This is a genomic window from Paramagnetospirillum magneticum AMB-1 (genome assembly GCF_000009985.1).
In the GTDB taxonomy this organism is placed as follows: domain Bacteria; phylum Pseudomonadota; class Alphaproteobacteria; order Rhodospirillales; family Magnetospirillaceae; genus Phaeospirillum; species Phaeospirillum magneticum.
The window spans coordinates 736,002-761,234 of the sequence record NC_007626.1 but is presented as its reverse complement, the minus strand read 5'-3'; the positions used below and the strand labels follow the sequence as shown (position 1 = coordinate 761,234).

Below are 25,233 nucleotides of genomic sequence, written 5' to 3'. Positions count from 1 at the left end.
CCCCTCGCCTCAGCCGAACCGGACGTCGACGATTTCGTAGGACTTGGAGCCGCCGGGGGCGGTGACCTCTACCGTGTCGCCCAGATGCTTGCCGATCAGGGCACGCGCCAGGGGCGAGTGCACCGACATGCGCCCCGACTTGATGTCGGCCTCATGGGCGCCGACGATGGTGTAGACCACCTCGTCGTCGGTATCCTCGTCGGCCAGGGTGACGGTGGCGCCAAAGCGCACCTGATCGCCCGACAGGCTGGCGATGTCGATCACCTGGGCGCGGGAGATGATGTCCTCCAGCTCGGAGACCCGGCCCTCGATGAAGCTCTGGCGCTCGCGCGCCGCGTGGTACTCGGCGTTCTCGGACAGGTCGCCATGCTCGCGCGCCTCGGCGATGGCGCGGATCACCGCCTGGCGCTCGACATATTTGAGGGTCCTAAGCTCTTCCTCCAACTGGGCCAGGCCAGCCGGAGTCATCGGGATTTTTTCCATCGAACGCCCCTACGCCCCTAAAACGAGCCTTTAAAGTACGATTGCAGCGGCGCCACATCAAGCGTGCCGCAACGCATGGCCTCGATGGCCTCCACCGCGGCGCGTGCTCCGGCCACCGTGGTGTAGTGGGGAATGTTGTTGGTCAGCGCCGTGCGGCGGATGGAGAAGCTGTCCTTCACCGCCTGGCTGCCCTCGGTGGTGTTGACCACCAGTTGCACCTGGCCGTTCATCATGGCGTCGACGCAATGGGGGCGGCCTTCCAGCACCTTGTTGACGATGGTGACGCCGGTGACGCCCCGGTCCTTCAGGTAGAAGGCGGTGCCGTCGGTGGCCATGACCTTGAAGCCCATCTCCAGCAGGCGCCGGGCGATCTCGACCATGGCCGGCTTGTCGCCGTCGCGCACCGAGATGAAGGCCCCGCCCTCGGTCGGCAGGTTGGTGCCGGCTCCCAGCTGGCTCTTGGCGAAGGCGCGGGCGAAGTCGGAATCGATGCCCATGACCTCGCCGGTGGACTTCATCTCCGGCCCCAGCAGAATGTCGACGCCGGGGAAGCGGGCGAAGGGGAACACCGCCTCCTTCACCGCCACGTGCTTCAACTCGGGACGGGTCGACAGGCCGAACGAGGCCAGGGTCTCACCCGCCATGACACGCGCCGCGATCTTGGCGATGGGCACGCCGGTGGCCTTGGCCACGAAGGGCACGGTGCGGGACGCGCGGGGATTGACTTCCAGGATGTAGATGTCGCCGTCCTTGATGGCGTACTGGCAGTTCATCAGCCCGACCACGTTCAAGGCCTTGGCCATGGCCGCCGTCTGGCGCTCCAGCTCGGCGATGGTGGCCTTGTCCAGCGAGTAGGGCGGCAGCGAGCAGGCGGAATCGCCCGAATGGATTCCCGCTTCCTCGATGTGCTGCATGATGCCGGCCACATAGACCTGATTGCCGTCGCACAGGGCGTCGACGTCCACCTCGATGGCGTCCTTCAGGTAATAATCGATCAGCACCGGATCATCGCCCGAGACCTTGACCGCCTCGACCATGTAGCGCTCGAGAGCCTCGTGGTCGTAGACGATCTGCATGGCGCGGCCGCCCAGCACGAAGCTGGGGCGGATCACCACGGGATAGCCGATCTTCTCGGCCACCTTGATGGCCTCTTCCAGGGAGCGGGCGGTGCCGTTGGCCGGCTGCTTCAGCCCCAACTGGTGGAGCATCTTCTGGAAGCGCTCGCGATCCTCGGCCAGATCGATGGAATCCGGGCTGGTGCCCAGGATGGGGATGCCGGCCTGCTCCAGCGCATGAGCCAGCTTCAGCGGCGTCTGGCCGCCGAACTGGACGATGCAGCCCAGGACCTTGCCGTTGGACTGCTCCTTGCGGACCAGGTCGATCACCGTCTCGGCGGTCAGCGGCTCGAAATACAGGCGGTCCGAGGTGTCGTAATCGGTGGACACCGTCTCGGGGTTGCAGTTGACCATGATGGTCTCCTTGCCGGCCTCGTCGAGGGCGTAGGCGGCATGGACGCAGCAATAGTCGAACTCGATGCCCTGGCCGATGCGGTTGGGACCGCCGCCCAGGATGATCACCTTGTCCCGATCGGAAGGATCGGATTCGCATTCGGGCGGGTTGACGCCGTCGCCCTCGTAGCACGAATACATGTAGGCGGTGGAGGACGGGAACTCGGCGGCGCAGGTGTCGATGCGCTTGAACACCGGCTTGACGTTCAGCACCTCGCGGCGGAAAGCGGTCTCCACCAGGGACTTGCCGGACAGCTTGGCCAGACGCTGGTCGGAGAAGCCCATCTTCTTCAGGCGCAGCAGGCCGGGGGCGTCGATGGGCAGGCCCTTGGCCCTGATCTCGGCCTCGGCGTCGACGATGCCCTTGAGCTGGGCCAGGAACCACTTGTCGTAGAAGCAGGCGGCGTGGACCTCGTCGATGGTGAGGCCGAAGCGGAAGGCCTGGGCGATGACCAGCAGGCGGTCATGGCGCGGCTGGGCCAGGGCCGACTTCACCGCGTCCTTCATGTCGCCGGCGCCGGCGCCGGGGATCTCCACCTCGTCCAGACCGGTCAGGCCGGTCTCCATGCTCCGCAGGCCCTTCTGGAGGGATTCCTGGAAGGTGCGGCCGATGGCCATGGCCTCGCCCACCGACTTCATGGAGGTGGTGAGGTTGGGATCGGCGCCGGGGAACTTCTCGAAGGTGAAGCGCGGAATCTTGGTGACCACGTAGTCGATGGTCGGCTCGAACGACGCCGGGGTGCAGCCGGTGATGTCGTTGGTCAGCTCGTCCAGGGTGTAGCCCACCGCCAGCTTGGCCGCCACCTTGGCGATGGGGAAGCCGGTGGCCTTGGACGCCAGGGCCGAGGAGCGCGACACGCGCGGATTCATCTCGATGACGGTCATGCGGCCGTCCTTGGGGTTCACCGCGAACTGCACGTTGGAGCCGCCGGTATCCACCCCGATCTCGCGCAGCACCGCCAGCGAGGCGTTGCGCATGATCTGGTATTCCTTGTCGGTCAGCGTCAGGGCCGGAGCGACGGTGATGGAGTCACCGGTATGCACGCCCATGGGATCGACGTTCTCGATGGAGCAGATGATGATGCAGTTGTCCTTCTTGTCGCGGACAACCTCCATCTCGTATTCCTTCCAGCCGAGCACCGATTCCTCGACCAGGACCTCGTGCACGGGAGAGGCGGCCAAGCCGCCCGAGACGATGTGCTCGTACTCCGCCACGTTGTAGGCGATGCCGCCGCCGGTGCCGGCCAGGGTGAAGCTGGGGCGGATGATGGCGGGCAGGCCGACGAAGTCCAGCGCCTCGCGGGCTTCCTGCAGGGTCTTGACCATGCGCGACTTCGGGCTTTCTAGACCGATCTTGTCCATGGCGTCGCGGAACAGCAGCCGGTCCTCGGCCTTGGCGATCACGTCGCGCTTGGCGGCAATCATCTCGACGCCGAACTTCTCGAGAATGCCCATATCCGCCAGCTTCATGGCGGTGTTCAGCGCCGTCTGGCCGCCCATGGTGGGCAGCAGGGCGTCGGGACGCTCCTTCTCGATGATCTTGGCGACGATCTCGGGGGTGATCGGCTCGATATAGGTGGCGTCGGCCAGACCGGGGTCGGTCATGATGGTCGCCGGATTGGAGTTGACCAGGATGACCCGGTAACCCTCGTCCTTCAGCGCCTTGCACGCCTGCACGCCGGAATAGTCGAACTCGCAGGCCTGTCCGATGACGATCGGACCGGCGCCGATGATGAGGATGGACTTGATGTCTGTACGTTTGGGCATGGCGGCGTTTCTTTTCTGAAAAAATCTTTGGTGCGGGACCTTGAGAAAAACGGGGCTGTTAGCCCCGCTTCTCCATCAAGCCCACGAAGCGCTCGAACAGGTAATGGGCGTCCTGGGGGCCGGGGCTGGCCTCGGGGTGGTACTGGACGCTGAACACCGGCTTGCCGTCCACGGCAATGCCTTCCACCGAGCCGTCAAACAGCGAGCGGTGGGTGACCTTGACACCGGCTGGCAGGGACTTTTCGTCCACCACGAAGCCGTGGTTCTGGCTGGTGATCTCCACCTTGCCGGTCTCCAGGTCCTTGACCGGATGGTTGGCGCCGCGGTGGCCGGTGTCCATCTTGAAGGTCTTGGCGCCCAGCGCCAGACCCAGCATCTGATGGCCGAGGCAGATGCCGAATAGCGGCTTGCCCGACTTGATGACGCCCTGGATCATGGGCACGGCATAGGTGCCGGTGGCCGCCGGATCGCCGGGGCCGTTGGACAGGAACACGCCGTCGGGCTCAAGGGCCAACACCTGCTCGGCGGTGGCCTCGGCGGGCAGCACGGTCACCTTGCAGCCGGTTTCGGCCAGGCAGCGCAGGATGTTGCGCTTGGCGCCGAAATCCACGGCCACCACGTGGAAGCGGGGCTTCGCCTGACGACCATAGCCGCCGCGCAGGGACCACTCGGTCTCATCCCAGGAATAGGTCTGGGCACAGGTGACGTCACGCGCCAGATCCATGCCCTCCAGACCGGGCCAGCCGGCGGCCTTGCCCCACAGGGCGGGCAGATCGAACGCGCCGTCGGGGGCGTTGACGATGACGCCGTTGGGAGCGCCCTTCGCCCGGATGCGCCGGGTCAGCGCCCGGGTGTCGACGCCGCACAGGCCGACGATATTGTTGGCCTTCAGCCAGGAGTCCAGGTGCTTGGCCGAGCGCCAGTTGGCGGGATCGGTGATGTCGGCGCGCAGGATCAGGCCGCGGGCGGCCGGAGTGGTGGTCTCCAGATCCTCGACATTGGTGCCGACATTGCCCACATGGGGGAAGGTGAAGGTGATGACCTGACCGGCGAAGGACGGGTCGGTCAGCGTCTCCTGATAGCCGGTCATGCCGGTGGTGAACACCACTTCGCCCACGTTGGAGCCGGTGGCGCCGATGCCCTTGCCCCACAGCACGGAGCCGTCGGCCAGGACCAGGGCCCCGGTGGCGCCCGGGGGGCGCGGCGCATCAAAGGTCGGCACCTGGCTGCTGGGCTTCGGTGCGGTCCCGTGTTGGTTCGGCATGGTGGTCCTTTGTCGCGTTCGCGGGCCGGAAGAGCTCCGGCCGCAGGTACAGTATCATAGAGAGCCTAAGGCTCCCCTCGCCGATTTTGGGCCGCAGAAGGCCGCCGGAGCATCTCGCGAACAGGCAAGACCTTCGGGGCTGCGGGGCCGCATCGCGACCCAGTCGGCATCAGGTAAATTCCGCGCCTTATAATGACGGGCGCCGACAGAGTCAAGCGTTGCGACGGGGAGAGAAAATACGTGTTTTTTCAAAGCTGTGTTTCCCAGGATGAGCTTCCTTTCCGTAGGGATTTGGAGTAGCCTGTGCGCTTTCCCAAACGGGGGGTACCATGCTGCGCCAGCAGTTGAACGACGCGCTCAAAGCCGCGATGCTGGGCAAGGATGCCCGCACGGTCTCCACGGTCCGCCTGATTCTGGCGGCATTGAAGGACCGCGACATCGCAGCCCGGCCCAAGGGACTGGCCGACGGTATCGGTGACGACGAGATCCGCCAGATGCTGCAATCCATGATCAAGCAGCGCCGGGAAAGCATCTCGCTCTATGAGCAGGGTAACAGGCCCGAACTGGCCAAGCAGGAAGCCGATGAAATCACCATCATCGAGACGTTCCTGCCCAAGCAGATGAACGAGGCGGAGATCACCGCCGCCGTCAAGGCCGCCATCGCCGCCACCGGCGCCGGCGGCATCAAGGACATGGGCAAGGTCATGGCGGAACTGAAGGCCAGCCATGCCGGCACCATGGACTTCTCCAAGGCCGGCGCGGTGGTGAAGAAGGAATTGGGGGGCTGATCCCCCCGGGTCCGGCCCCATATATCTGGGATCGGCCACCGACTTTAGAGCGGCACGCGTCAAATATGACGCATGTCGCGACCTGCGGCCGCTGAGGCCGCGGCCAAGGGTGCTCAGGCACCCGCCCGGCGAGGGACAAACATAAACCGGATTCTAAGCCTCCATGGCCTTCCCTCCGCAATTCCTCGACGAGCTGCGCGCCCGCATTCCGGTCACCTCGGTGGTGGCGCGGCGCGTCAAGCTGGTGCGCAAGGGGCGCGAGCATCAGGGCCTGTGCCCCTTCCATAACGAGAAGACCCCGTCGTTCACCGTCAACGAGGACAAGGGGTTCTTTCACTGCTTTGGCTGCGGCGCCCATGGTGATGCCATCGGCTTCGAGATGAGGGCCGGGCACCTGTCCTTCACCGAGGCGGTGGAGAAGCTGGCGGCCGAGGCCGGCATAGAGGTTCCCAAGGCCAGCCCAGAGGAGCGGGTGCGCGAGCAGCGCCGCGCCTCGCTGCATGACGCCCTCGAAGCCGCCTCGGCTTTCTTCGAGAAGCATCTGCGCGGCCCGGCGGGACGCGACGGCTTCGCCTATCTCAAGAACCGGGGGCTGTCCGACGACACCATCGCCCGCTTCCGCCTAGGGTTCGCCCCCGACTCGCGCGAAGCCCTCAAATCGGCGCTGATGAGCAAGGAATGCCCGGAAAGCCTGCTGATCGAGGCGGGCCTGTTGAAAAAGCCGGAAAGCGGGGCGTCCTTCGACTATTTCCGCGGCCGGGTGATGTTTCCCATCACCGACCGGCGTGGCCGGGTGATCGGCTTTGGCGCCCGCACCCTGGGCGACGGCCAGCCCAAATACCTTAACTCGCCCGACACGCCGCTGTTCCACAAGGGCCAGACCCTCTACGGCCTGGCTCATGCCCGCGAGATGGCCCGCGAGTTGAACCGGGTGGTGGTGGTCGAGGGCTATATGGACGTCATCGCCCTGCATCAGGCGGGCTTCGCCTACGCGGTGGCCCCCCTGGGCACGGCGGTGACCGAGCAGCAGATCGAGGAGCTGTGGCGCCTCGCCCCCGAGCCCATCCTCTGCCTGGACGGCGACAAGGCGGGACAGCGGGCCATGGAGCGGGCACTGGAGCGGGCCTTCCCCATCCTCAAGCCCGGCCAGTCCCTGCGCTTCGCCACCCTGCCCGCCCCCGAGGACCCGGATTCGCTGATCAAGGCCCGTGGCCCCGCCGCCATGGCCGCCGTGCTGGACGCCGCCCAGCCCCTGGTCGAGGTGGCCTGGCGCGTGGCGACCCAGGACCGGCCGCTGGACACCCCCGAGCGCCGCGCCCTGCTGGAGAAGGAACTGTCCGACAAGGCCTTTTCCATCGCCGACGAGACGGTGCGCTACCAGTACCTCGCCACCTTCCGCCAGAAGATCAAGGAGTCGTTCCGCCCGCCACCGCGCCCCTGGACCAATGCCGGCGGCGGCAAGATGGGCGGCAAGGGCTTCGGCCGCTTCCGCCCCGATCCCCAGGCGCCGCTGAAAGGTCCCGACGGCATGCTGCCCGGCGTCGGCCGCCCCCGCCCGCCGCGCCCCAATGCCGGCGCCCAGGAATGGATGATGCTGACCCTGGTTCTCGACCATCCCCGCCTGATGGATTCCATCGGTGAGAGGCTGGGCGAGACCACTTTTGCGGACAAGACCCTTGACAATCTTCGGCGCGGGATTCTAAAGCACCTTGGGGCTGCCCGCGATCTTGACGCGGACGGCCTCGCGACCTATTTGAGAACGGACGGATATTCCGAGATTCTGGACTCTCTTCTCGACGCCAACGAAAGGCGGGTACGCGCACTGCGCGACGACCTTTCCACCGAGGAGGCCCGGATTCACTGGGAGCACGTCTACAATCTTTACACCAGGAAGGACCTGCTGGCTGACGTGAGCGAAGCCAACGCCGAACTCGCCCAAGGCCCCACCGCCGCGTCGTGGAGCCGCTTCGAGGCGGTAAAGAAGCAGCAGCAGACGGCCAGCGCCCTGGACGACGAAGCGTCCGGGAACGGCTGACGACTTTGATTTCAGAGAGGGGCGAGATCGGGCGGGTCCGATGTCGCTCGGGGTCAAGACCCTGAAGGAGCAGCATTTTTCATGGCGACCAAATCGACGAATACGGCCGAAGTTTCCGAAAACCAGGATGAGGCGATGGATGGCCCGCTGCTCGACACCCTGGGTGTCGCCGTCAAGAAGATGGTGGCCAAGGGCAAGGAGCGCGGCTACGTCACCTATGACGAGTTGAACGCCGCCATGCCGCCCGAGGAGGTGTCGTCCGAGCAGATCGAAGACACCATGGCCATGCTGTCCGAACTGGGCATCAACGTGGTCGAGAGCGAGGAAGGCGAGGACAACACCCCCGAAGCCGCCGAGGAAGAAACCACCGAGACCGAGGGCTATTCCGGCGCCGGCAACGTGGACGAGGAAGACCTGGGCCGCACCGACGACCCGGTCCGCATGTATCTGCGCGAGATGGGCTCGGTGGAACTGCTGTCGCGCGAGGGCGAAATCGCCATCGCCAAGCGCATCGAAGCCGGCCGCGAGATGATGATCGGCGGCATCTGCGAAAGCCCCCTGACGCTGCGCGCCGTGGTCGACTGGCATGACGCCCTGGTCGAGGGCAAGATGCTGCTGCGCGACATCATCGACCTGGACGCCACCTATGGCGCCGACCCCGAGCCCGAGGAACTGGCCGAGGTGGAAGCCGAGGGCGTCATCGTCGAGGAGGCCGCCCCCGCCGGCGCCGCCGAAGCCAAGCCGGAAGGCGAGGCCGAGCCCAAGGCCGAGGGCGAGGAAGGTGAGAAGGAAGAGGGCGCCGAGGGCGAGCCCGAGGTCGAGGGCGAAGGCGAGGCCGAGGAAGGCGAGGAGAACTCCATCTCGCTGGCCGCCATGGAAACCGAGCTGCTGCCCATCGTGCTCGAAACCTTCGAGGTCATCGCCGCCACTCACCACAAGCTGGAAAAGGTCCAGGACCAGCGCCTGGCCGCCCTGAACAAGGGCGAGGCGGTCACCCCCGCCATGGAGAAGAAGTACGACAAGCTGAAGCTCGAGCTTGTCCGCCTGATGGATGGCATCCACCTCAACAACGCCCGCATCGAGCAGCTGGTCGAGCAGCTGAACGGCCTCAACCGCCGCCTGATGATGCAGGAAGGCCGTCTGCTGCGCCTGGCCGAAAGCTGCCGGGTCAAGCGCCAGGACTTCCTCGACGCCTATTACGGCTCGGAGCTGGACCCAAACTGGATCGAGCAGGTCACCCAGCGCTCCAAGCAGTGGAAGGATTTCGGCGCCCGTCACGGCAAGGACGCCGCCGACATCCGCGCCACCATCGCCGACATCTCGGCCGAAGCCGGCCTGCCCATCAGCGAATACCGCCGCATCGTCCAGACGGTGCAGCGCGGCGAGCGCGAGGCCAGCCGCGCCAAGAAGGAGATGATCGAGGCCAATCTGCGTCTGGTGATCTCCATCGCCAAGAAGTACACCAATCGCGGCCTGCAATTCCTCGACCTGATCCAGGAGGGCAATATCGGCCTGATGAAGGCGGTGGATAAGTTCGAATACCGCCGCGGCTACAAGTTCTCCACCTATGCCACCTGGTGGATCCGTCAGGCCATCACCCGCTCCATCGCCGATCAGGCCCGCACCATCCGCATTCCGGTGCACATGATCGAGACCATCAACAAGCTGGTCCGCACCTCGCGCCAGATGCTGCACGAGATCGGCCGCGAGCCGACCCCGGAAGAGCTGGCGGAAAAGCTGTCCATGCCGCTGGAGAAGGTCCGCAAGGTCCTGAAGATCGCCAAGGAGCCCATCTCGCTGGAAACCCCCATCGGCGACGAGGAAGACAGCCACCTGGGCGACTTCATCGAGGACAAGAACGCCGTCCTGCCGTTGGACGCCGCCATCCAGGCCAATCTGCGCGAGACCACCACCCGCGTGCTGGCCAGCCTCACGCCCCGCGAGGAGCGCGTGCTGCGCATGCGCTTCGGCATCGGCATGAACACCGACCACACCCTGGAAGAAGTCGGCCAGCAGTTCAGCGTCACCCGCGAACGTATCCGCCAGATCGAGGCCAAGGCGCTCCGCAAGCTCAAGCACCCGTCGCGCTCGCGCAAGCTGCGCTCGTTCCTGGATACCTGATTTATCCAGCCTGCCAGCCCCCCTCCCCTCAACGGGAGGGGGACCGTCGCTGGCGCGATTTCCCGGGCTCCCGCCCGGCCCCGGTTGGAGGCTCGCCTCCAAACCTCCGTTCCATCGCCCATAGCCGCGAAAAAGGGGCCTCTGCCCCCTTGCATTCATACGCGCCTCGGTTATGGTCGCCCCCGGTGGGGCCTGTAGCTCAATGGTTAGAGCCGGCCGCTCATAACGGTCTGGTTGCAGGTTCGAGTCCTGCCGGGCCCACCAATCTTTTCAATGCCCCAACGAAAAACCCCCGCCGGTGACCCGGCGGGGGCTCGCAATCGGACCTGATGCGGCTCGGATTAGACCGAGTAGTACATCTGGAACTCGACCGGGTGCGGGGTGTGCTCGAAGCGATACACTTCCTCGTACTTGAGCTCGATGTAGCTCTCGATGAATTCCTTCGAGAACACGTCGCCCTTGCACAGGAAGTCGCTGTTGGCCCGCAGGGCCTCCAGGGCTTCGCGCAGGCTGCCGCACACGGTCGGAACCTGCTTCAGCTCCTCGGGGGGCAGATCGTACAGGTTCTTGTCCATGGGATCGCCGGGGTGGATCTTGTTGGCGATACCGTCGAGGCCGGCCATCAGCATGGCCGAGAAGGCCAGGTAGGGGTTCGCGCCGGGGTCGGGGAAGCGGACTTCGACGCGCTTGCCCTTCGGCGAGGCCGAGTAGGGGATACGGCAGGAGGCCGAACGGTTGCGGGCCGAGTAGGCCAGCAGAACCGGGGCTTCGAAGCCGGGGATCAGACGCTTGTAGCTGTTGGTCAGCGGGTTGGTGAAGGCGTTGATGGCCTTGGCGTGCTTGATGATGCCGCCGATGTAGTACAGCGCGGTGTCGCTGAGGTCGGCATAGCCCGAACCGGCGAACAGGGGCTTGCCGGCCTTCCAGATGGACTGGTGGACGTGCATGCCCGAGCCGTTGTCGCCATAGATCGGCTTCGGCATGAAGGTCGCGGTCTTGCCGTAGGAGGCGGCGACGTTGTGGACCACGTACTTGTAGATCTGGATCCAGTCGGCGGCCTCGACCAGGCTGCCGAACTTGATGCCCAGCTCGTGCTGCGACGAGGCCACTTCGTGGTGGTGCTTCTCGATGGGCAGGCCCATCTCACCCATCACGGTCAGCATCTCGGCGCGCATGTCCACGTGGCCGTCCACCGGCGGAACGGGGAAGTAGCCGCCCTTGACGCCCGGGCGGTGGCCCAGGTTGCCCTCGGCGAAGTCGCGGCCCTGGGCCTCGACGCCGTCTTCCGAGCGCAGCTCGTAGTAGCCCTTGTTCATGCCGAGTTCGTACTTGACGTCATCGAACACGAAGAATTCGGCCTCGGGGCCGAAATAGGTGGCGTCGCCCACGCCCGAGGACTTCACATAAGCCTCGGCGCGCTTGGCGATGGAGCGCGGGTCGCGGTCGTAGAGCTGGCCGGTGGCGGGCTCGACGATGTCACAGTTGATGATCAGCTGCGACTGAGCCGCGAAGGGGTCCATGACGGCCGACGAAGCGTCGGGCTTCAGGATCATGTCGGACTCGTTGATGCTCTTCCAGCCGGCGATCGACGAACCGTCGAACATGATGCCTTCGTTCAGCATGTCGGCGTCCACGGTGGACACGTGCTGAGCGGTGTGCTGCCACTTGCCGCGCGGATCGGTGAAGCGGAAATCGACGTACTTCACGTCGTTTTCCTTGATCAGTTCGAGGACCTTCTTGACGTCGTCGGACATGGTCACATTCCTGAGAGTTGAGAGTTGAACACGCGCGCCCGCCCCGCCACCCCTTGGAGGCGACGGGAGGGGCGAAAATTCAGATGGCGTCGCTGCCGCGCTCGCCGGTACGGATGCGGATGGCTTCTTCCACCGTGGAGATGAAAATCTTGCCGTCGCCGATGCGCCCCGTGTGGGCGGCCTGCTGGATGGCCTCGACGGCGCGTTCCACCAGATTGTCCTCGATGACCAGCTCGATCTTGACCTTAGGCAGGAAGTCCACCACGTACTCGGCGCCGCGATAGAGCTCGGTATGCCCCTTCTGCCGACCGAAACCCTTCGCCTCGGTCACGGTAAGGCCCTGCAGACCGACTTCGTGAAGGGCTTCCTTCACCTCGTCCAGCTTGAAGGGCTTGATGATGGCTTCGATCTTCTTCATGAACCCGCCGTCTTTCGCATTGGCGTTGAGAACCCGCGTCAAAACGCGCGACTCATTTAGCACGCATTGTGCCAGTTCGGCCACCCGGAAAAGCGCCAAAACCCCAGGAATCTCGGGGCAAAGATGCCCTATTTCCAGGCATTTACGCCTATTTCCTGGGCAGCTCACAATCTCTTCACCCGCCGACCGCTTCCGCGATACGCTGGGGCCTTCCGATTCCGCCCTGGAGCAGACCCGTTGAAGCCCGCCAACGCCATCTTCTCATCCCTCGGCACCACCATCTTCGAGACCATGTCGCGCCTGGCCCAGGCCCATGGCGCCGTCAATCTCGGTCAAGGCTTCCCCGAGGGGCTGGAGCCCGCCGACGTAGTCGCCCGGGCGGCCGAGGCCCTGGTCGCCGGCCCCAACCAGTACCCGTCCATGATGGGGACTCCCGACCTGCGCCAGGCCATCGCCCGGCACGAGCGGCGCTTCTATGGCACGGAATTGGATCCCATGGCCGAGGTGATGGTGACCTCGGGCGCCACCGAGGCGCTGGCCGACTGCCTGTTCGGCCTGATCGAGCCGGGCGACGAGGTGGTGCTGATCGAACCGCTTTACGACAGCTACCTGCCCATCATCCGGCGGGCCGGCGGCATCCCGAAGCTGGTGCGGGTCGAGCCGCCCCATTGGGACCTCCCGCGCGAGACCCTGGCGGCGGCCTTCTCGCCCAGGACCAAGCTGATGATCCTCAACACCCCGATGAATCCGTCGGGCAAGGTCTGGAGCCGGGACGAGATGGCGTTCGTCGCCGGGCTGCTGGAGCGCTTCGACGCCTATTGCGTCTGCGACGAGGTCTACGAGCATCTGGTCTATGACGGACGCCGCCATCTGCCGCTGATGACCCTGCCGGGCATGCGGGAGCGCTGCCTGAAGATCGGCTCGGCCGGCAAGATCTTCTCGCTGACCGGCTGGAAGGTGGGCTGGGTGGTGGCCGCCCCCGACCTGCTGGCCCCACTGGCCAAGGTTCACCAGTACCTGACCTTCGCCACGCCGCCCAATCTGCAGTCGGCGGTGGCCTGGGGCTTGGACAAGGAGGATTCCTATTACGACGGGCTGGCCGCCATGCTGGCCGAGCGGCGCGACCGGCTGGCCGAGGGCTTGCGCGGCGTCGGCTTCGAGGTGATGGCGGCCGGCGGCAGCTATTTCCTGACCGCCGATTTCCGCCCCCTGGGCTTTGCCGGCGATGACGACGACTTCTGCCGCCACATCACCGAAAAGGCCGGCGTGGCGGCCATTCCAATCAGCACCTTCTACCAGGGCGGCGACGTCGATCACTTCGCCCGCTTCTGCTTCGCCAAGACGGAAAGCGCCATTGATGAGGCCGTGATGCGACTTCGTCGTTATTTCAAAGGATAGCCCCTTGACGGGCGCCCCCGGATTTGGCTAAACATGCGGCCTCCCCCGGTGGCGGGTGTAGCTCAGTTGGTTAGAGCGCCAGTTTGTGGTACTGGATGTCGTCGGTTCGATTCCGATCACTCGCCCCATTCCCCCTTTTCGTGACGAGCCCCTAAGGATTGCCGCAAGGCAGGCCTTGTGGTGTGTTCTCGTTCACCGCATGGGGGCCATCCGGTGGGAGCGCGAGGGCCGAAGCCCCCGCCACCCGTTTCGTCGTCAGACCGGCTTGCGGATCGCCCAGTAATCGCCGTCGATATCGCCGTCCGAGCCGCCGCGGATACGGCCGTGCTCGCACGCCACCTCCTCCAGGCCATGCCGGGCGATCAGGGCGCGGATATAGGCGGGCGACTGAGCGTAGCGGCCGGTGGGGCGCAGGGTGTAGCCCTCGCCCTCGCCCGATTCCACCGAGAACAGGAACCAGCCGCCGGGGGCCAGGGCGCTGGCGGCGCCGGCGAAGATCTCGTCCAGGTCGCCCACATAGATGAACAGGTCGGTGGCCAGCACCGCCGCGAGGCCGGTGCTGCGGGCCAGGGCGGTGGCGGCGTCGGCCTCGCGCAGGCCGGCGTAAAGACCGCTGGCCCCGGCCAGTTGCAGCATGCGCGGCGACAGGTCGATGCCGAAGACGCGGCCCGCGATTCCCTGGAAGGCCTGGGCGGTCAGCCCGGTGCCGCAGCCCAGGTCGAGGACGCTGTCCAGCATGGCGCCGCCGCCCACCCGCTCGTACAGGGCGCGCAGGGTGGCGGGAGCCTGATAGCCCACCTCCTCCACCAGATGGCTTTCGAAGCGGTCGGCATAGGTGTCGAAGAAGCCGCGCACGTAATCGGCCGGGGCGCGCTCGGTGTTGGTTCCGGTCAGGGCCGCCACCATGTGGCTGGACTCCCCGTCCTCGGGGTCGAGGCCGAGCGCCGTGCGATAGGCCGCCACGGCGTCCAGGGTGCGCCCCTGCTTCTTGGCGGCATGGCCCACCGCCCGCCACAGCCGCACATCGGCGGGATAGGCGTCGAGAACCGGTCCCAGCATGGCGGCGGCCTCTGCATGGCGGCCCGCCTCGCCCAGGATATCGGCCAGACGCAGGGCGGTATCGGGGCCGGGCTCGATCTCGACGGCGCGCCGGGCAAACGCCTCGGCCTCGTCGCGGCGCCCCTGGGCCAGGAACAGGCCGGCGAGGTTGTGCAGGGCCAGGGCGGAGCGGGGGGCGAAATCGAGAACGGCGCGGTAGCAGCGCTCCGCCTCGGCCAGATTGCCGGCCAGATGCTCCAGCCCGCCCAGATTGGTCAGGGCCGGCTCGTGGGTGGGGAAGCGTTCCAGGCACTTGGCGAAGGCCGTCCGCGCCTCGTCCAGCCGCCCCAGGCTGGCCAGGATCACGCCGCGGCCATACAGGGCGTCGGCGGAACCGGAGACCGCGGCCCGATCGAGAAATTTCAGCGCCAGGACAAGGTCCCCGGCCTGATGGGCGGCCACCGTCAACTCCATCAGGGAGGGATGGCCGGGGGGCACCTTGCCCAGGTCGCGGGACAGGGTCCTGGCCTTGGTCAGATCACCCGTCCGGGCCTTGGTCAGCGCCTCTTCCACTCGATCAAGCTTCGCCATGGGCTCTTTCCGCTAAGTGTTGCATCACATCCGCCAGCCGGGCCGGCGCCTCACCATGGCGCAGGCAATCGGGCCGCGCCTCTCCCTGTCCCGCCCCCAGCCACAGGGCCACCGCTTCCGGCGCCCGGTCGCTGCCGGTCACCAGCCCGATGCCGGGCCGCCGCACCGCCTCGGCCAGATCGGCACGGACCAGTCCCGGCTGAAGGCTGAGCACCGGCTTGCCCTGCAGCCAGCCCTCGTAGAGCAGAACCGAGGCCATGCCCGCCACCCGGTCGGCGGCCAGAACCACCTGGCGCCCGCCGATTCCGCGAACCACGCCGCCGCCGAGACGGCCACGGCATGTTTGCCACAGATCCTCCAACTCCGCCACGTCGTCGCGTGGATGGGGAACCACGGCCACATCCAAGCTCTCGGCCCGGTCCTGCAACAGCCCGCACAGCAGGGGCAGGACATCCCGCTCGGTATAGCCACGCCAGCCGGGAACCTCCGGTCCGGTGCCCTGGTCGCGGGCCACCGGTTCGCCGATGAAGGCGATCAACTGGCGGCCCGCCCCGCCCAGCCCCAGTTCCGCCCGCACTCGCCGGCGCCAGTCCGGCCCGGCGGCGGCGATCTCCTGGGCCAGTCCCGCCAGCCCAGGATGGCCGGTTACCCGCAGGCAGGCCGGCGGCACGCCCTCGGCCACGGCCTCGTCGCGCGCCTTGTCATCCATCACCGCGTAGACGTCCGGCGCCAGAAAGGGACCGCCATCCATTTCGAGCCGCCGGCGGTAGTTCATCCAGTTGTCGAGGACGCAGACCACCGGCATCCCCGCTTCCCGGACGGTGCGGGCCAGGGCGAGGGGGAGCCGGTCGGCCAGGGAGGTGCCGAAGCAGAGCCCGCCGATTCCGGCGCGGCGCGGCCACGCCCCGAGATCACCGCCTGCGGGAACCGGCATCCGGGCCAGTTCGGGCGGGGCATTGCGGCCAAGAAAGCCGTGGTCGAGGATCGCCACCGCCGCGCCGCGCCCGGCCAGCAGCCGCGCCACCGGCAGCACGGCATTGGCGCCGCCCGGATCGGCGGCCGCGAACAGCAGGACGGGGGGAAACGGACGGGTCATGGCGGAACGGGGCCGGTGGAATCAAAAATCCCCGGACCTGGCGCAATGCCGTGTCCGGGGATCGGAAAGACGCATCAGAACCGCGATCAGGCGGTGGCGCTGATGGGCGTATGAGCGACACCGGGCGCCGGAGCATAGGCGCCGGCCGGAGCGGCGGCGGCGGCGGGATCGGGAGTCCCGGCGGCCTCGGCGGCCTCACGAGCCTCGCGGGCCAGGGAATCACGCAGGCCGCTGGCGATATTGCGGTTGATGTTGACCAGAACCTCGAGCTTGGCGGCATCGGGCTCGGTCAGGGCGGCGACCGTGTGAAAATCGACGAACTGGCACAGGCTCAGCATGTTGACCACGGTTTCGGTGGCCTCGCCCGCCTCGGCCTTGCCGATCAGGTCCGCCTGGAAAATGGTCCAGAGCTTCCAGTTCAGCCGCAGGGATTCCCGCATGCCCTCGGGCTCGCCCCGCGAGGCCGATGCCATGCGTCGCGCCGCCTCGGTCAGCGCCCAGGCTTCCGTTTCCCTCGGATTGCCTTCCTGGGGAAAACTCGCTGCGTGGGCTGCGTTGCTGTAAGGATTCATAACCTCTCCCATCACTTCTCAGGAAGGTGAGCCCATCGACTCATGAAAACAGATTGACCACGGACCCCGGCTGATAGGTGTCGTTGGTCTGGGCCTTGATGATCTTGTCGTTGGAGGCCTGCTGCGATTCGAAGCTGACGGACAGGGCCTGAAGCTGCGAGGCGATCTGGAGCTTCATCTCCTTGGCCTGCTTGGCCACGTCCTTCTTGATATCGGCAACCTGGGCCTGCTGGTGGTCCTTGATCTCGGAGATGCGGGCCTGGACCCGGTCGTATTCACCGGCCACCATGTCGAGGCGATTGTACAACCGGCCGATCAGCAGATTGACCGAGGACATTCCCTTGGACAGTTCGACGCTTGAACCCGTGGGCGGCTTGGCGTTCTCGTCATCGACGGTGAAATGCTTGATTCCAACGCCGTTCAGACGGATATCGCCCACGCCTTCGTCGCCGTAGAACGAAAACTCCGTCCCGTCGGTGTTGGGAAGCTGGCTCAGCATATTGTTCAGGTTGTCCACGGAGTTATTGAACTCCGTGGGGTCCACCGTCTCGCCCAGTCCCGCGTGCATCTGCAGCGACGCGTTCTGCACGTCGAGGTCGCCGATCTGGTCGATGCGCTCGGCGACCATGGCGACGGTGCTGGACACCGAATTCTGATACGCCTCCAGCTTGGGCAGTTGCTCTTCCAGCTTGGAAAGCTCCGCATCCAGCGAGGTATCATAGCGGTCCAGCGCCTGACGCTGCAGAATCTGCATCTTGTCATTATACTGGTTGGCGTAGGCGTTCTGGAGGTTGGCGAAGGCCAGATTGAACGACGGCCGCGCCGACATGCCAGACAGCGTGCTGAGCATCTGTGTGAGATCGCCGGTATAGGCGCTGAGCACGGTATCGGTCACAATAACCTCCGACGCATTTGGGCGAGTTCGTCACCCGTAGTGGAGCCTAGCACCGTTCTGTTAAGAAATCCATAAATCGCCCGGCCCGCGCCCGACCGGCGCCCGGCGGGGGTTAACGGTTTTCTAACCGGAATGAGCGAAGAATATCGGGCTGAATCAATATGATCCGCTGGCTGGCGAAAACCCGGAGTCTCCTATGACCGAAGAAATCGGTGACCTGTCCTCCCTTCCCCTGCCGGAGCAGGAAGCCCTGAGCCTGGCCGAGGCGGCCATCGCCCTGGACCGCGCCCGCAGCGGGGAAAACCGCGCCGCCGAGCTGGTGGCGGCCCTCAATCACAACCTGGAGGTCTGGGTGGCCATCCGCTCCCTGGCGCGCTCGCCGGGCAGCGCCCTGCCGCCCGACCTCAAGGCCAACCTGATCCGGCTGAGTGAATTCGTCGCCCACACCACCTTCACCAATGGTGCGTCCATCGGCGATTCGGCGCTGAACACCCTGATCAACATCAACATGCAACTGGCCGAGGGATTGCTCGAAGGCCAGAAGAACGCGGCCGACGCCAAGACGGCCTGATCAGGGAGACGGCGCCGCCAGCGCGGCCAGGGCCGTCCGCACCCGCCCCAGGACCGGGTCCCAGCCTTCGCCGCGTCCGGCGCGGAACAGGCGGGCGGTGGGATACCAGGGGCTGTCCTCGCGCTCCAGCAGCCAGCGCCAGTCGGGAAAGGACGCCAGCACCACCCAGACCGGACGGCCCAGGGCTCCAGCCAGATGGGCCGGCGAGGTGCAGGAGGAAATCACCAGATCCAGGGATTCCATGACCGCCGCGCTCTGGTCAAAATCGGTCAGTTCCGGCCCCAGGTCGACGAAATTGGCGGGCATGCTTCGCCCCGCCAGGGCGGCGGCGGCCGGGCCTTTCTGCAGACTGAAGAACGTGACGCCCGGCAGGTCCAGCAGACCGAGATAGGGATCAAGCCCCGGCGAGCGGCGAGCGTCATAGGCCGCCTCGGGATTGCCGCCCCACACCAATCCGACCTTCAGCCCGGCATAGGGCGACAGCCGCTCCCGCCAGACTGCGACGGCAGCGGGCTCGGCGGTCAGATAGGGAACACGGGCCGGAATGGTCTGAACCGTGGTTCCGAACACATAGGGCAGGGACATCAGGGGAATGACCAGATCGGGCCGGTCCATGCCCTGGCCGGATTCCACCACCTGCGACACGCCGGGGGCGGTGGACAGCAGCCGGCCGATGCCGGTCTGGCATCCGACGACCACGCGGGCGCCGCGCCGGGCCAGGGGCTCGGCATAGCGGACGAACTGGATGTTGTCGCCAAAGCCCTGCTCGCCCAGGATCAGCACCGTCTCGCCCTTGAGCGGCTGCCCCCGCCACCGCGTGCCGGCCACGGGCGACAGCGGCCGAAACTCGTTGAGGGGCAAGCCACGGCGATAATCACCGCGCAGCATCAGAAGCTGGCCCAGGCACATGCGCAGCAACGGGTCCTGCGCCCCGTCGCGCACCGCCTGACGATAGACCTCCTCCGCCCCGTCCAAGTCTCCGGCTTCGATCCGAGCAAAGGCGGCGGCGAAGGGGTCCGCCATCTCAGCGTTGCGTCCGTCTGGCGGTCAGGGCCTGCATCAGGCACTGGGCGATCTCGTTGCCCAGGGCGACGGGATCGGCAAGGCGCGACCCCAGGATCTGCTCCCGCAGGCCCTTGCGGGTCTCCCCCAGCGCCGGATCATGCGCCAGGGCGGCGGCGATACGGATGTAGCCGGCCTCGTCGTCGGCGATCCATTCGGGACGTCCCGCCGCACGCAGGACCGAGGTGCCGACCCGACCGACCCGAGTGGGGCCGCGCAGCGACACCACCGGAAGCCCCATCCACAGGTCATGGACCGTCTCGACCTCCGCCCCCACGGGGGTAGAATCAAGGATGACATCGACCATGTGGGGAAAAGCCTTGGCGGCGGCGAAAGTCCCCTCGCCCTCCAGCGGAGCCTGGAAGTGAACTCGGGTGGAGACACCGTATTCGGCGAAGGCGTCCAGGGCCCAGGTCACCATCCCCTCTTCCCAGTCGTCACGGCCACCGATCATCAGATGGGCCTCGGGGCAGGCCCACAGGACCTTGGACCACAGGGCGACCGAGTCCGGGGTCATGCGGGCCGACACGCCGTGGATTCCGAACATGGCAAAGCCGCGTGTTTCGCGGGGGAGGTCGAGAACCTCCTCTTCCGGTGCCAGAATCCGGGGGAATTCAAAGGCCAGCAGGTTGCTGAGCAGCGCCACCCGCTCCTCGCCATAGGTCCGGCGGTCCACATCCACCGTCTCGGGATCGGCCAGGACGAGGTCGGCGCCGGGAATCCGGTCGCACATGGGCGAGGTGACCCAGTGGACCACCATCGGCGCCCCCTCGCCCTTGAACACCGGGAAGGTGGCGATCTCGGAGGGGGCGCAAAGATTGATCAGGGCGACCACCTGATCGCCGACCACGATGCGGCCCAGGGTGGCGTCGTCGACGCCCACCGCCTGACGCGGCCGCAGCACCGCACCGCGCAGCACGTCGCCGACAGCGTCGTGCCGGACATTGCGGACGTACAGCACCGACATGTCGAAGCGACGGCAAATGGGCGTGACGCAATGGACCAGCGGACTGTCATAGACCTGATCCCACAAAATGCCGACCATGATCGACTCGATCGGCTCGCGGACATTGACCCGGCGGACCGGGGCTTCGCGCTCGTCGTTCAAGGCGCCGAGCAGGCCTTGGGCCGCCGGCCGGCAGGCACCGGATTGGAGCGCCAGGGAGCCGGCCAGACGCCCCCTGAGGGCGTCATCGTCGCCGGCCAACTCGAAGGCGAGCTTCTGGTGCGACAATGCCGCCTCGTGGCGGGCGCAGCCCATCAGCGCCTCGGCCAGCAGGGCATGCATCCAGCCATTGCGCGGATCGTGGTGAAGCGCGGCCCGCATCATGGCCGCCGCGGCGTGGGGACGCTGCAGCGCCAGCAGCGCCTTGGCCGCCAACACCATGCCCTCGCCATCCTCGGGATGAATGCGCAGATACTTTTCCGTCTGGTCCCGGGCCTCGTCGAACAGACCCAGGTGAAGCGCCGCCTCGGCATTGGTCAGGTGGTGCGACACGCCCACATTCACCAGCGAGGCGGCGTAGGAGGCCAGGTCCGGCGGAACCAGGGGCTGGGCCTCGGGGTTGGGCTTCAGGCAGACCGCCAGCTTGGCGTAATACAGCCCGTCGGTCAGGCGCCCGACACGGGTATAGAGCGAGGCCAGGACATCCACGATTTCGCGGCAATTGGGGTCGATGGCGTGCGCCCGCTCGGCCAGCTGCAGGCCAAGGCCGGCATCGCCGTTGAACAGGAAATGACGCCCATCACCATGAAATAATAGGGGTTGAGGCTGCCCTCGGCGATCTTCCTCTGGCACACCTCCATCAGTTCCAGGGCCGTGCCGTTCTGGAGCAGATCCACCAGTTCCTTGATTTCGTCGATCCGGCTCTCAGTCATAATCCCACCCCGTCACCTTATCGAACAGTTCCTCGTCCGACTCGAACGCCTCGATGTTGTCAAAGTACCATTCAACCTGCAGGGTCATCACCCGAATCATCTGGTGGAACTCGTCGCGGATGATTTCCCAGAACTCGGCCTTGCGGTCCGCCGGCGTGACCCGCTTTACATAGTAGTCGTAGCACATGGCCGCCATCATCAACGTGCCGCGCACGAAGAACTGGGCCACGGTGGGCGGCTGCTTGTAATCGCGCAGCAGCATCTCCGACAGCACCAGCATCAGCCGGTTGCTGTCGCCCACATGATCGTCCATGGCCTGGGCGCATTCCCCCAGCAGCGTGACGATGCTGCGCGGCCAGTCCTCGCGATCCCAGCGGTCGTGGAACAGTTCCTCGCCCCCCGGCCTGAACGAGGCGCGGACCTTGGCCAGGTCCTTGGCCTTCATATCCGGCGTGGATTTCAGGCGCAGCGATTGCGAACTCAGGGGACGGGTGTTCTCGATCATCACCCCGTCGCTGCAATTGAAGGCGTTGGCCGCCGGGCGATAGCGCCCGATGATCCGCCCCAGGGCGTCACGGGTCCACAGCATGATGGTCTCGCTATAGACCACGCCGCCGAAATTGCCCGGCTCGCGGACGTCGAACACCGCGTCGAAATCCATGGCTCCCTTCTGGCCGTCCTTGGTGTCGTCGGCGTGACGGTAGAGGGATTGCTTGGAATGGTGGCGCTTGGGGTTGCGGCTGCCCAGGTCGACGCCGAACAGGTAAAGCTCGCGAAAGCCCAGGGCCAGGGCCGCCGTGGTGCCGGTATTGGTCACGGTGGGACCGGAATCGTCCAGGGAATACTCTATCCCCGGACTGAACAGCGCATAGGAGCTGAGCGCCGGACGGAAGTAGTAGACCACGTCCTCGAACAGGTCGCGCACCCGGGGGTCGACGGTGTTGGAGCCGATCAGCGTGGCGCTGCCGAAGCCGAATTCCTCGTGCACCGCCGCCAGCGCCCGGTAGGGGGCGGCGCCATTTTCCAGCAGCATCTGGAAATCAGGCTGAATGCCGTTGGCCAGCAGAACCCGCGAGGCGGTGCCGCAGGAAATGATCACGGCCCGGTCCTGATTGGCCTTGATCACCTCGATGTCGTCATCGATGGAGGGACCGGACCCCACGATGAACACCGGGGTGTGCAACTGGGTGGCGGAGTGCTGCAAGATGGAGTAGCGGCCGTCGCGCATGTTTTTGTACGAGGCGCGCGTCATCTCCATTTCGTCGTGGAGAAAGCCCAGGCCGATGCCGATCAGCTGGGCGTCGCGCATGAATTCCGACATGGCCGCCGTCAGCAGCGGGCTGTTATAGGCGACGAACAGGCGGGTCCAATCCACCACGATGGGACAGCAGCAGCGGATGGCCGAGCGCAACTGGCGGGCGATCTGCCCCGGCTCTTCCTCGATGATGATGTTCAGCCGCAAGGGATTTTCGCGACGGGTCTCGAGCAGCGGACGCCAATCGACGGTGGACAGCGAGTGGTAGAGGAAGTCGAAATTGGGCTCGACGATATGAATGCCGGCGGGATTGTCCTGCTCCAGCAGGATCGGTAATTGGTAGCCGAGGCCGAGGCCGAGGCAGACCATGTGAAAGCCGCCGGATTCCTCGGGATGCTGGAGAAACGAGAGGCCCGAATCCGTGGCGCGCTTCAAGATGTTGTAGAGAAAGCGCTTAACGATCAGATCCACGTGGCCGCTGGACAGGGGCGCCGCCGAGATGCGGTGGTCGGGACCCAGCGCGGTGCGGGTGGCCATGTCCTCGATCCGCTTGCGCCCGCCCGGACCGTAGAGGAACTCGCCCCGAAATTCGACATCCAGGTCGCCATCCTCGTTAACCACCAGATTGCTTTGAGGCCGGTGCACACGCAGCCGCTCGCCCATTTCGGGCATCAGTTCGAGGAAGGCCTCGAGATAGGCGGACACCAGTTCTGCGTTGATCTGCGGCGCTGCGGCCATGCCCGACTCCCTTTTCCCACCTGGGGATAACTCGACTGCCTCCGCCGACGGCCGGGGCGGCGGATGATGTCCGTCCTGATCCGCCGTGTTCGATGCGCTCCCCAAGCCGGGGAACCATGCGGCACCCACAAAAAAAGAGAAGAGGTGGCAAAGCCACCTCTTCTCCCCAAAACTACGCCATTCGAATTAACGGAACAGCGACAGGATCGACTTTTCGTTCTGACCGGCGAAGGACAGCGCCTGGATGCCCAGCTGCTGGCGGGTCTGCAGGGCCAACAGGTTGGCGCCTTCCTCGTTCAGGTCGGCCAGGGTCAGCTTGCCCGAGCCGGACTGGAGCAGGTCCACGTAGTTCTTGGTGAAGTCCAGACGGGTGTTCAGCAGGGCGACGTTGGTACCCAGGTTCTGAGCGTGAGAGCGCAGGACCTGCAGGTTGGCGTCGAGCTGAGTGACCAGGTTCTGCACCACACCGGTCAGCTTGGAGTCCAGCACGTACTGGCCGGACACGTAACCGACCTTGGTCTCGGCCGAGATCTGGAAGCCATAGGCACCCGAAATGCCGCCGGCGCTGTAGTACGCCTGCCCCTTGTACGGGCCGGAGGTCGCGCCCAGCGAGGAGACCGCGGCGGTGAAGGTCACCACGTTTTCCTTGGTGCCGGTGCCGGTGGACAGGGTCAGCGCCAGGGTGTTGGCGGTGACGCCGCCGGCGGTGCCGAACGTGCCGTTGACGAAGGTGTTGGTGGTGGTGAACGTACCGGCGGTGACATCACCGGCGGACGCCACGGTGAAGGTCATGTTGTAGCCGCCGAACGAGAACGTATAGTTGCCCGAGGCCAGGCTGTTGCCGGTCAGGCCGTTCATCACGAAGTTCAGGCTGTCGCCACCCGCCAGACCGGACACGCCACCGCCGGTCGAAGCATGATACTCGACGGCGAAGTGGTTGTTGTTCTGGATGCTGCCCTGGGTGACGTTCAACTCGTCGGTGTCGCCGGCGGTGGTGGCGCGGAAATTGAAGTCCTGGCCGTTGGCCAGCACCGAGGTGGTGGTGAAGGCTTCGACGTCGGCATTGGCGCCGGTGGTGCCGCCCGCCGAGTAGACGGTGAAGCTGACCGTAGCCGAGCCGTAGGAGAAGGTGTAGGTACCCGACGTCAGCGCGGTCGCGGTGCCGGCGTAGGTGGCCTTGACCACACCCTCGGTGCCCAGCGCGGCGCCGGAGGCGTCATCGAAGGACAGCTGGAAGCCGCCGTTGGAGGTCACGGCCTTGGCGATGTTCAGGCCGGTGGCGCCGACGCGCACGTCGACCGAGGTCACCTCGAGGGTGGAGCCGGTCAGGTTGGAGAAGCTCACGGTCAGGGTCTGGCCCTTGCCTGCCACCAGGTTCTGGCCCTGGTATTGGCTATCGAGAGCCAGGTTGTCCAGCTGGCTGCGCAGCGCGTTGAACTGCTGCACCAGGCTGCCGATCTGCGAGCTCGAAGCGGACTGCGCGTTCAGCGCAAGACCCTTGAGCTGCTTCACCAGCGTCGAAACGCCGGAAATGCCCTGCAGAGCGGTGGACAGGGACGAAACGCCCTGGTCGATGTTGTCCTTCTTGCCCTGGAAGTCGCTGGCGCGGTCGGACAGGGCCTTGGACTGGAAGTAGGCCACCGGATCGTCGATGGCGCTGCCGACCTTCAAACCGGTCGACAGACGGCTCTGGGTACGATTCACCAGACCTTGGGTGGACTGCAGCGCAAGCAGGTTGCTGCGGACCGCAGAAGTAAGGGTGACGTCAGACATAACAAGTCTCCTTTCTAGAGAGGCCGGTGCGATTCTCGCCCCGGGCTTCCTTACATTCCCCGCAACCGGCAAGCCACTGGCTGCGGGTCGCATGCAGGGAGCACACTTCCTAACAGCACCACTCTAGAACAATTGGCAGCGTCCGCGCAACCGGATTTTTGCCCATCACTTCAATGTGATGGCAGATCCCCGAGTAAAGGTTTTATTAACCTTACGGGGAACTCGACA

19 protein-coding genes and 2 tRNA genes are annotated in these 25,233 nt (G+C 65.9%); 7 read left to right on the top strand and 14 right to left on the bottom strand.

The features are described from left to right. Positions 1 to 9: 9 nt before the first annotated feature. From greA to carA, 3 genes are read right to left on the bottom strand one after another with little or no spacing between them, the layout of a single operon-like run. Positions 10 to 483 (bottom strand): transcription elongation factor GreA, encoded by a 474-nt coding sequence (greA, locus tag AMB_RS03610; RefSeq protein ID WP_011383146.1) that lies wholly within the window; start codon positions 481 to 483, stop codon positions 10 to 12. 17 nt (positions 484 to 500) lie between these two features. Then, complete coding sequence (carB, locus tag AMB_RS03605; RefSeq protein ID WP_011383145.1) at positions 501 to 3,758, bottom strand: carbamoyl-phosphate synthase large subunit; 3,258 nt, start codon at positions 3,756 to 3,758, stop codon at positions 501 to 503. A gap of 58 nt (positions 3,759 to 3,816) precedes the next feature. Continuing rightward, a complete protein-coding gene (gene carA, locus AMB_RS03600; protein WP_050750618.1) occupies positions 3,817 to 5,022 on the bottom strand; it encodes a glutamine-hydrolyzing carbamoyl-phosphate synthase small subunit in 1,206 nt (401 codons plus the stop codon). Positions 5,023 to 5,351: 329 nt separating this feature from the next. On the opposite strand from carA, the gene AMB_RS03595 reads away from it, so the two are divergent. The 4 genes from AMB_RS03595 (at position 5,352) to AMB_RS03580 (ending at position 10,230) form a co-directional block, all read left to right on the top strand. Beyond that, positions 5,352 to 5,810: a GatB/YqeY domain-containing protein gene (locus tag AMB_RS03595; protein WP_011383142.1), complete on the top strand. Its 459-nt coding sequence runs from the start codon at positions 5,352 to 5,354 to the stop codon at positions 5,808 to 5,810. A 163-nt stretch (positions 5,811 to 5,973) separates the two neighbouring features. Beyond that, complete coding sequence (gene dnaG, locus AMB_RS03590) at positions 5,974 to 7,845, top strand: DNA primase (RefSeq protein WP_011383141.1); 1,872 nt, start codon at positions 5,974 to 5,976, stop codon at positions 7,843 to 7,845. An 81-nt stretch (positions 7,846 to 7,926) separates the two neighbouring features. After that, positions 7,927 to 9,966, top strand: a complete 2,040-nt coding sequence (gene rpoD / locus AMB_RS03585) for an RNA polymerase sigma factor RpoD (protein WP_011383140.1) — start codon at positions 7,927 to 7,929, stop codon at positions 9,964 to 9,966. A 188-nt stretch (positions 9,967 to 10,154) separates the two neighbouring features. After that, positions 10,155 to 10,230: transfer RNA gene (locus AMB_RS03580), tRNA-Ile, on the top strand. 77 nt (positions 10,231 to 10,307) lie between these two features. Here the strand turns inward: AMB_RS03580 and glnA are convergent. Both glnA and AMB_RS03570 read right to left on the bottom strand, forming a co-directional pair. Continuing rightward, positions 10,308 to 11,720, bottom strand: a complete 1,413-nt coding sequence (gene glnA, locus AMB_RS03575; RefSeq protein WP_011383139.1) for a type I glutamate--ammonia ligase — start codon at positions 11,718 to 11,720, stop codon at positions 10,308 to 10,310. A 79-nt stretch (positions 11,721 to 11,799) separates the two neighbouring features. After that, positions 11,800 to 12,138 carry a P-II family nitrogen regulator gene (locus AMB_RS03570; RefSeq protein WP_008616616.1) on the bottom strand — a complete coding sequence of 113 codons (339 nt, stop codon included), beginning with the start codon at positions 12,136 to 12,138 and terminating at the stop codon, positions 11,800 to 11,802. Positions 12,139 to 12,375: 237 nt separating this feature from the next. Between AMB_RS03570 and AMB_RS03565 the strand changes: the two genes are divergently transcribed. After that, entirely contained in the window at positions 12,376 to 13,536 is a 1,161-nt protein-coding gene (locus AMB_RS03565; RefSeq protein WP_043743334.1) for an aminotransferase, read from the top strand. A gap of 51 nt (positions 13,537 to 13,587) precedes the next feature. Beyond that, a tRNA-His gene (locus AMB_RS03560) sits at positions 13,588 to 13,664 on the top strand. Between the two features lie 127 nt (positions 13,665 to 13,791). Here the strand turns inward: AMB_RS03560 and AMB_RS03555 are convergent. From AMB_RS03555 to AMB_RS03540, 4 genes are all read right to left on the bottom strand, one after another. After that, complete coding sequence (locus tag AMB_RS03555; RefSeq protein WP_043743332.1) at positions 13,792 to 15,165, bottom strand: tetratricopeptide repeat protein; 1,374 nt, start codon at positions 15,163 to 15,165, stop codon at positions 13,792 to 13,794. Continuing rightward, the gene (locus AMB_RS03550) at positions 15,152 to 16,261 is read right to left on the bottom strand and encodes a hypothetical protein (protein ID WP_070108647.1); all 1,110 of its coding nucleotides are present in this window, start codon (positions 16,259 to 16,261) and stop codon (positions 15,152 to 15,154) included. Before AMB_RS03550 ends, AMB_RS03555 begins: the two co-directional genes overlap by 14 nt. Positions 16,262 to 16,347: 86 nt before the next feature. Continuing rightward, a complete protein-coding gene (locus AMB_RS26720) occupies positions 16,348 to 16,833 on the bottom strand; it encodes a flagellar biosynthesis regulator FlaF (protein WP_158303923.1) in 486 nt (161 codons plus the stop codon). Positions 16,834 to 16,873: 40 nt separating this feature from the next. Then, complete coding sequence (locus AMB_RS03540) at positions 16,874 to 17,728, bottom strand: hypothetical protein (protein WP_011383133.1); 855 nt, start codon at positions 17,726 to 17,728, stop codon at positions 16,874 to 16,876. Between the two features lie 196 nt (positions 17,729 to 17,924). Between AMB_RS03540 and AMB_RS03535 the strand changes: the two genes are divergently transcribed. Continuing rightward, complete coding sequence (locus tag AMB_RS03535; RefSeq protein WP_011383132.1) at positions 17,925 to 18,299, top strand: flagellar biosynthesis regulator FlaF; 375 nt, start codon at positions 17,925 to 17,927, stop codon at positions 18,297 to 18,299. Here AMB_RS03535 and AMB_RS03530 read toward each other — a convergent pair whose 3' ends face one another. The 5 genes from AMB_RS03530 to AMB_RS03510 form a co-directional block, all read right to left on the bottom strand. Then, positions 18,300 to 19,322 carry a hypothetical protein gene (locus tag AMB_RS03530; RefSeq protein WP_011383131.1) on the bottom strand — a complete coding sequence of 341 codons (1,023 nt, stop codon included), beginning with the start codon at positions 19,320 to 19,322 and terminating at the stop codon, positions 18,300 to 18,302. Position 19,323: 1 nt separating this feature from the next. Then, positions 19,324 to 21,015, bottom strand: coding sequence for an O-linked N-acetylglucosamine transferase (locus AMB_RS03525; RefSeq protein WP_011383130.1), 1,692 nt, complete (start codon positions 21,013 to 21,015; stop codon positions 19,324 to 19,326). After that, entirely contained in the window at positions 20,973 to 21,239 is a 267-nt protein-coding gene (locus AMB_RS03520; RefSeq protein WP_011383129.1) for a hypothetical protein, read from the bottom strand. The genes AMB_RS03525 and AMB_RS03520 overlap by 43 nt, the downstream gene beginning before the upstream one ends. After that, the gene (locus tag AMB_RS03515; RefSeq protein WP_011383128.1) at positions 21,232 to 23,232 is read right to left on the bottom strand and encodes a flagellin glycosyltransferase Maf; all 2,001 of its coding nucleotides are present in this window, start codon (positions 23,230 to 23,232) and stop codon (positions 21,232 to 21,234) included. Before AMB_RS03515 ends, AMB_RS03520 begins: the two co-directional genes overlap by 8 nt. A gap of 186 nt (positions 23,233 to 23,418) precedes the next feature. Continuing rightward, positions 23,419 to 25,005, bottom strand: coding sequence for a flagellin (locus AMB_RS03510; RefSeq protein WP_011383127.1), 1,587 nt, complete (start codon positions 25,003 to 25,005; stop codon positions 23,419 to 23,421). Between the last annotated feature and the right edge of the window lie 228 nt (positions 25,006 to 25,233).

Excerpts from the sequence above, each read along its gene's own strand:
- greA (WP_011383146.1), bottom strand. The coding sequence starts at position 483 with ATGGAAAAAATCCCGATGACTCCGGCTGGCCTGGCCCAGTTGGAGGAA.
- carB (WP_011383145.1), bottom strand. The coding sequence starts at position 3,758 with ATGCCCAAACGTACAGACATCAAGTCCATCCTCATCATCGGCGCCGGT.
- carA (WP_050750618.1), bottom strand. The coding sequence starts at position 5,022 with ATGCCGAACCAACACGGGACCGCACCGAAGCCCAGCAGCCAGGTGCCG.
- AMB_RS03595 (WP_011383142.1), top strand. The coding sequence starts at position 5,352 with ATGCTGCGCCAGCAGTTGAACGACGCGCTCAAAGCCGCGATGCTGGGC.
- dnaG (WP_011383141.1), top strand. The coding sequence starts at position 5,974 with ATGGCCTTCCCTCCGCAATTCCTCGACGAGCTGCGCGCCCGCATTCCG.
- rpoD (WP_011383140.1), top strand. The coding sequence starts at position 7,927 with ATGGCGACCAAATCGACGAATACGGCCGAAGTTTCCGAAAACCAGGAT.
- glnA (WP_011383139.1), bottom strand. The coding sequence starts at position 11,720 with ATGTCCGACGACGTCAAGAAGGTCCTCGAACTGATCAAGGAAAACGAC.
- AMB_RS03570 (WP_008616616.1), bottom strand. The coding sequence starts at position 12,138 with ATGAAGAAGATCGAAGCCATCATCAAGCCCTTCAAGCTGGACGAGGTG.
- AMB_RS03555 (WP_043743332.1), bottom strand. The coding sequence starts at position 15,165 with ATGGCGAAGCTTGATCGAGTGGAAGAGGCGCTGACCAAGGCCCGGACG.
- AMB_RS03550 (WP_070108647.1), bottom strand. The coding sequence starts at position 16,261 with ATGACCCGTCCGTTTCCCCCCGTCCTGCTGTTCGCGGCCGCCGATCCG.
- AMB_RS26720 (WP_158303923.1), bottom strand. The coding sequence starts at position 16,833 with ATGAATCCTTACAGCAACGCAGCCCACGCAGCGAGTTTTCCCCAGGAA.
- AMB_RS03535 (WP_011383132.1), top strand. The coding sequence starts at position 17,925 with ATGACCGAAGAAATCGGTGACCTGTCCTCCCTTCCCCTGCCGGAGCAG.
- AMB_RS03530 (WP_011383131.1), bottom strand. The coding sequence starts at position 19,322 with ATGGCGGACCCCTTCGCCGCCGCCTTTGCTCGGATCGAAGCCGGAGAC.
- AMB_RS03520 (WP_011383129.1), bottom strand. The coding sequence starts at position 21,239 with ATGACTGAGAGCCGGATCGACGAAATCAAGGAACTGGTGGATCTGCTC.
- AMB_RS03515 (WP_011383128.1), bottom strand. The coding sequence starts at position 23,232 with ATGGCCGCAGCGCCGCAGATCAACGCAGAACTGGTGTCCGCCTATCTC.
- AMB_RS03510 (WP_011383127.1), bottom strand. The coding sequence starts at position 25,005 with ATGTCTGACGTCACCCTTACTTCTGCGGTCCGCAGCAACCTGCTTGCG.